Source organism: Aeromonas sp. QDB68 (assembly GCF_027707405.1).
Lineage (GTDB): Bacteria > Pseudomonadota > Gammaproteobacteria > Enterobacterales > Aeromonadaceae > Aeromonas > Aeromonas caviae.
Genome location: NZ_JAPCIQ010000151.1, coordinates 1 through 5,852, shown reverse-complemented (window position 1 = coordinate 5,852; position 5,852 = coordinate 1). Strand labels below are relative to the sequence as shown.

General features: G+C 62.0%; 6 protein-coding genes. All 6 read left to right on the top strand.

From position 1 onward, the window contains the following. Positions 1-142 precede the first annotated feature (142 nt). The 6 genes from PG892_RS21305 to proX all read left to right on the top strand — a co-directional run bounded on the left by PG892_RS21305 (position 143) and on the right by proX (position 5,729). Complete coding sequence (locus PG892_RS21305; RefSeq protein ID WP_109112294.1) at positions 143-940, top strand: threonine/serine ThrE exporter family protein; 798 nt, start codon at positions 143-145, stop codon at positions 938-940. After that, entirely contained in the window at positions 937-1,404 is a 468-nt protein-coding gene (locus PG892_RS21300; RefSeq protein ID WP_010675437.1) for a threonine/serine exporter family protein, read from the top strand. Before PG892_RS21305 ends, PG892_RS21300 begins: the two co-directional genes overlap by 4 nt. Before the next feature lie 23 nt (positions 1,405-1,427). Further along, on the top strand, positions 1,428-1,919 hold the full coding sequence (gene folA, locus PG892_RS21295; RefSeq protein WP_048207033.1) for a type 3 dihydrofolate reductase: 492 nt from the start codon (positions 1,428-1,430) through the stop codon (positions 1,917-1,919). Positions 1,920-2,389: 470 nt separating this feature from the next. Continuing rightward, a complete protein-coding gene (gene proV / locus PG892_RS21290; protein ID WP_010675435.1) occupies positions 2,390-3,586 on the top strand; it encodes a glycine betaine/L-proline ABC transporter ATP-binding protein ProV in 1,197 nt (398 codons plus the stop codon). Further along, a complete protein-coding gene (gene proW, locus PG892_RS21285; protein ID WP_119196945.1) occupies positions 3,583-4,731 on the top strand; it encodes a glycine betaine/L-proline ABC transporter permease ProW in 1,149 nt (382 codons plus the stop codon). The genes proV and proW overlap by 4 nt, the downstream gene beginning before the upstream one ends. Next, positions 4,728-5,729, top strand: coding sequence for a glycine betaine/L-proline ABC transporter substrate-binding protein ProX (proX, locus tag PG892_RS21280; protein ID WP_041212478.1), 1,002 nt, complete (start codon positions 4,728-4,730; stop codon positions 5,727-5,729). Before proW ends, proX begins: the two co-directional genes overlap by 4 nt. Positions 5,730-5,852: the final 123 nt, after the last annotated feature.

Below are 5,852 nucleotides of genomic sequence, written 5' to 3'. Positions count from 1 at the left end.
AGCAAGCAGGAAAGTGGGATCAAGAGACGATCGTCTCATTTTTCCTGTGTCAATACTGTTCCGGTGAATACTTACGATGAAGGTGTATTTATTTTGGGGTAATATCCAGACACATTTCATCTTGCTATGACTCAAAGGGATCATGAGAAGCATCACACCAGGAAGGGTGCTGTCGCGAGAGCAGCAGACGGAGATCACCCGGATCATCGTCAAGGCGGGCCAGATGCTGGCCCAGTTTGGGGCGGAGAGCCGCATCATAGAGCAGACCACGGTCCGCCTGGGGATGGCGCTCGGGCTGGAGAGCGTCGAGATGGCCATCTCTTCCAGCGCCATCGTCCTCACCAGCCTCTACCAAGGCAGTTGCGTCACCACCACCCGCCGGGTGCGGGAGCACGGCATCAACATGCAGGTGGTGTGCGAAATCCAGCGCATCTGCATCATGACGGAAAAGTCGCTTATCGGCGCGCGCGAGGTACGTCAGCGCCTCGAGGCCATCACGCCGTTCCACTATCACCCCTGGCTGGTGGTGCCCATGGTGGGGCTCTCCTGCGGTGCCTTCAGCCTGCTGTTTGGCGGTGACTGGCCCATCTTCCTGGTGACCTGCTGCTCGGCCTCGGTCGCCATGCGGGTGCGCCAGCTCATTGCCTGCCATCACCACAGCCCCCTCATCAACTTTGCCGCCACCGGGTTTATCGCCACCCTGCTCGCTTCCAGCGCCACCTTCTTCGGCTGGGGCGAACAACCCTATCTCGCCATGGCCGCCAGCGTGTTGCTGCTGGTGCCGGGGTTCCCGCTCATCAATGCGGTCTCCGACATGGTGAAGGGTTACTTCAACATGGGGCTGGCCCGCTGGGGCACGGCGACACTGCTGACCATCAGCGCAGCCATAGGGATCATTCTCGCCATGTCGGTGACCGGTATCTGGGGGTGGAAGGTATGATGGAACTGCTCTGGCTGCTGGCCAAGGATGCCTTCTGGTCGGCCATTCCGGCGGTGGGCTTTGCCATGCTGTTCAACGTGCCGCCACGGATGCTCAAATATTGCGCCATGGGGGGCGCGTTGGCCCACAGCCTGCGTACCCTGCTCATCCACTACGGCATGCCCATCGAGTGGGCCACCCTGGCAGCGGCGACCACGGTCGGCTTTGTCTGTGTCTACTGGTCGCGCCGCCTGCTGGCACCACGCCCGGTGTTCAGCGTCGCCTCCATCATCCCCATGATCCCGGGCAGCTATGCGTTCAAGACCATGATCGCCATCGTCGAGCTCAATATCTCCGGGGTGACCATGGAGCTGCTTCAGAGCGCGGTGGAGAACGGCCTCAAGGCGCTCTTTATCGTGGGGGCCCTGAGTTTCGGTTTGGCGATCCCCTCTCTGGTCGTGTACCGTAACCGCCCCATTATCTGACGACGGTGCGAGAGGTTGACCCCATGATGATTTCCATGATTGCCGCCATGGCCCAGGACAGGGTGATCGGCCTGGACAACCAGATGCCCTGGCATCTGCCGGCGGATCTGGCCCACTTCAAGCGGGTCACCCTGGGCAAGCCGGTGCTGATGGGGCGCAAGACCTTCGAGTCCATCGGACGGCCACTGCCAGGCCGTCGCAATCTGGTGATCAGCCGCAATCCCGACTACCGGGCCGACGGCGTGGAGGTCATCGACTCGGTGGAGGCGGCGCTGGCGCTGCTGGCGGGCAGCGATGTGGCCGAGCTGATGGTGATCGGGGGGGGGCATCTCTACGGCCAGCTACTGCCACGGGCCGACAGGCTCTATCTGACCCGCATCGATCTGGCGGTGGAGGGGGATACCCGCTTCCCGGCCTTTGACGAGGGCGACTGGTCCTGCATCGAGCGCGAGTCCCATCAGCCTGACGAGAAGAACCCCCATCCCTACTGTTTCGAGACCTGGCAGCGGCGCTGAGCCCTCTGATGCCATGAAGAGCCCCTTGCGACAGCCGGGGGCTTTTTTGTGCCCTGTTGCCGCAAAGAGAAGGGGACTGAACCGGCATGGCTGAAGGTGCCTGAAGCAATACCGAGTGCGCGGCATCAAAATGATTAGTAATGTAATTAAATGGCCATTCATTGCTCCGATGGGCGCCGTCGTCCCCACCCTCTCTTTTCGCCTGCTGCTAACGCCTTTTAATCATTAATGAAATGTGCTGCAAGTGCATCGATACTGTGGCGACCCTGTCTGTTATAGGCGTTTTTATCGTGATTTAATGGATTTTTATGAATGAAAATAACCAATAAAAATCAATGACTTAAATTTAATCATCTTAAGGCGGCTTCAATTGGTTCTTTTGTTTGGGTGTGAAATTGCTTAGTGTTAAAAGTAATTGGCTCACGTTCGACGGTTTGCCAGGCAAGGCGTCGGCCAAGAAAAAGGACAATATGACAGTCAAACTCGAGGTCAAATCCCTCTACAAAATCTTCGGCGATCAGCCGGATAAAGCGTTCAAATTGCTGGCGAAAGGGCATGATCGCGCCAGTATCCTGAAAAAGACCGGACAGACCCTGGGGGTCCAGGATGTCAATCTGGCCATCAACGAAGGGGAGATCTTCGTGGTGATGGGCCTCTCCGGTTCGGGCAAGTCCACCCTGGTGCGTCTTTTCAACCGGCTGATCGAGCCGACCCGCGGCCAGGTGCTGATCGATGGCGAGGATATTGCCGCCATCTCGGAGCGCGAGCTGCGCCGGGTGCGTCGCAAGAAGATCAGCATGGTATTCCAGTCCTTCGCTCTGATGCCGCACCTGAGTGTGCTGGAAAATACCGCCTTCGGGCTGGAGCTGGCCGGTGTACCGCTGGCGGAGCGCCAGCAGAGCGCCCGTCAGGCGCTCCATCAGGTGGGGCTGGGGCAGTGGATAGAGGCTTATCCGGATGCCCTCTCCGGCGGCATGAAGCAGCGGGTCGGGCTGGCCCGGGCCCTTGCCAATGACCCCGACATTCTGCTGATGGACGAAGCTTTCTCCGCGCTGGATCCCCTGATCCGCACCGAGATGCAGGACGAGCTGCTCAAGCTGCAGGCCAGCCAGCAGCGCACCATCGTCTTCATCTCCCACGATCTGGACGAGGCGATGCGCATCGGCGATCGCATCGCCATCATGCAGGATGGCCAGCTGGTGCAGGTGGGCACCCCGGACGAGATCCTGAACCAGCCCGCCAACGACTATGTGCGCGCCTTCTTTCGCGGGGTGGATCTGGCCCATGTGTTCAGCGCCCGCGACGTGGCCAGCCGCAAGCAGGTGCCCCTCATCAAGAAACACACCACCGACGGGCCGGGCAACGCCCTGCGCCAGCTCAAGGAGCTTGAGCGGGAGTTCGGGTACGTGGTGGATCGCAGCCGTCGCTTCCTCGGGGTCGTCTCGGTGGAGTCGCTCGGTCAGGCGGTCAGGGCCAAAGGCAGCCTGGAGCAGGCGCTGCTGGCGGACATCCAGCCCATTCTGGCGGACACCGCCCTCAATGAACTGATCAGCCAGGTGGCGGCCGCCCCCTGTCAGGTGCCCGTGGTCGAGGAGGATGGCACTTACCTCGGCCTCATCTCCAAGGCCAATCTGCTCAACACCCTGGACAGGAGTACCCCGGCATGAAGCTGATGAATCCCCATTTCTTGCTGAGCGGGCTGCTGGCCCTGGTGCTGCTGGCGAGCCCTTCCCTGCGGGCCGATGAGGTGGCGGCAGACCCCTGGAGCGCGCCTGCGTCCGCCGAGGTGTCCGATCCCTGGGGCAGTACCGACACCCAGGCTACCGACTGGCAGAACCAGATCGAAGCCGCCGACACCACAACCGCCATCGACTGGCTGGATCCCTTCCAGCAGGCGATGGTGCCGCTGGATACCTGGGTGGAAGGGGGCATCGGCTGGCTGGTGGAGAACATGCGGCCGCTGTTCCAGCTGATCCGCGCACCGGTGGAGCTGACCCTGAACGCCATGACCCATCTGCTGCAGACGGTGCCCTCCACCCTGATGATGGGGCTCCTGGCCCTGCTTGCCTGGCAACTGGTGAACGGCCGCATGGCGCTCGGCACGCTCGTATCTCTTGTGGGGATCGGGCTCATCGGGGCCTGGTCCGATGCCATGGTGACCCTGTCCCTGGTGTTGACCTCGCTGTTCTTCTGTGTGCTGCTGGGGTTGCCCACCGGCATCCTGCTGGCCCGCAGCGAGCGGCTCTCCACCTGGACCCGGCCGCTGCTGGATGCCATGCAGACCACCCCGGCGTTCGTCTACCTCATCCCCATCGTGATGCTGTTTGGCATCGGCAACGTGCCCGGGGTGGTGGTGACCGTCATCTTCGCCCTGCCGCCCATGATCCGGCTCACCATGCTGGGTATTCGCCAGGTGCCCACGGATCTGGTGGAGGCGGCCCACTCGTTCGGTGCCAGCCCCTCCCAGTTGCTGTTCAAGGTACAGCTGCCGCTCGCCATGCCCACCATCATGGCCGGGGTCAACCAGACCCTGATGCTGGCGCTCTCCATGGTGGTGATCGCCTCCATGATCGCGGTGGGGGGCCTCGGCCAGATGGTGCTGCGCGGCATCGGCCGGCTCGACATGGGGCTCGCCTCCATCGGCGGCCTCGGCATCGTGCTGCTGGCCATCGTGCTCGACCGCCTCACCCAGGCGATGGGGCAACCAGATCGCACCCGTACCGGCCGCTGGTATCAGCACGGCCCCGCCGCCCTGCTGCTGCGCCTGGCCGGCCGTGACAAGAAAATCGATTACAAAGGAGTAAACGCATGAGACAGACCACCAAAGGATTGACCCTGGGCACATTGCTGCTGAGTGCTCAACTGCTGAGCCCGCTCGCCATGGCCAGCGCCGAGTTGCCGGGGGAGGGGGTTCGCGTTCAGCCCCTGCAGAGCTCCTTGCCGGAAGAGGCCTTCCAGAGCCTGCTGGTGAGCAAGCTGATGGCGCGTCTGGGTTACGATGTCCAGCCCGCCCAGGAGGTGGACTACAACGTGGCTTATGCCTCGGTGGCCCAGGGAGACGGCACCTTCCTCGCGTTCAACTGGGTGCCGCTGCAGGACAACAAGTACGAGCAGGCGGGAGGCGACAAGGTGTTCTTCCGTGAGGGCACCTATGTGGCCGGTGCCGCCCAGGGGTACCTCATCGACAAGAAGACCGCGACCCAATACGGCATCACCAACCTGGGCCAGCTCAAGGATCCCGAGGTGGCGGCGCTGTTTGACGGGGATGGCGACGGCAAGGCCGACCTCATCGGCTGCAACCCCGGCTGGGGCTGCGAGGGGGCGATCAACCATCACCTCGATGCCTTTGGTCTGACCCCCACGGTGGCCCATAAGCAGGGCAACTACGCGGCGCTGATCGCCGATACCCTGGCTCGCTACCAGGCCGGCAAGCCGGTGCTCTATTACACCTGGACCCCCTACTGGCTCAGCAGCGAACTGGTGCCGGGCAAGGATGTGGTGTGGCTGGAAGTCCCCGCCGACGCCCCGGATGCGGCCAAGACCCGTTTGCCGAACGGCAAGAACTACGGCTTTGCGGTGAACACCATGCACATCGTTGCCAACAAGCGGTTTGCCGAGGCCAATCCGGCCGCCGCCAAGCTCTTCTCCATCGTCAAGCTGCCGCTCAATGACATCAACGTGCAGAACGGCCTGATGAACAAGGGGCAGAACAAGCCGGCGGACGTGGAACGTCATGCCGACGCCTGGCTCAAGGGCCACGAGGCACTGGTGAACGACTGGCTGAATCAGGCGCGCGCCGCCGCCATGTAATGAGGGGGACGTCGCCCTTTTGCGCAAAGAAAAACGCCCGGCAGTTGCCGCAATGCTGTTCACTTAAGAGAATTTGAGTTCCAGTCCACGTAGTATCAGGACAAAAAATCGAGGGAGGCATGA

Bases quoted from the DNA above. Each gene is read 5' to 3' on its own strand.
- PG892_RS21305 (WP_109112294.1), top strand. From the start codon at position 143: ATGAGAAGCATCACACCAGGAAGGGTGCTGTCGCGAGAGCAGCAGACG.
- PG892_RS21300 (WP_010675437.1), top strand. From the start codon at position 937: ATGATGGAACTGCTCTGGCTGCTGGCCAAGGATGCCTTCTGGTCGGCC.
- folA (WP_048207033.1), top strand. From the start codon at position 1,428: ATGATGATTTCCATGATTGCCGCCATGGCCCAGGACAGGGTGATCGGC.
- proV (WP_010675435.1), top strand. From the start codon at position 2,390: ATGACAGTCAAACTCGAGGTCAAATCCCTCTACAAAATCTTCGGCGAT.
- proW (WP_119196945.1), top strand. From the start codon at position 3,583: ATGAAGCTGATGAATCCCCATTTCTTGCTGAGCGGGCTGCTGGCCCTG.
- proX (WP_041212478.1), top strand. From the start codon at position 4,728: ATGAGACAGACCACCAAAGGATTGACCCTGGGCACATTGCTGCTGAGT.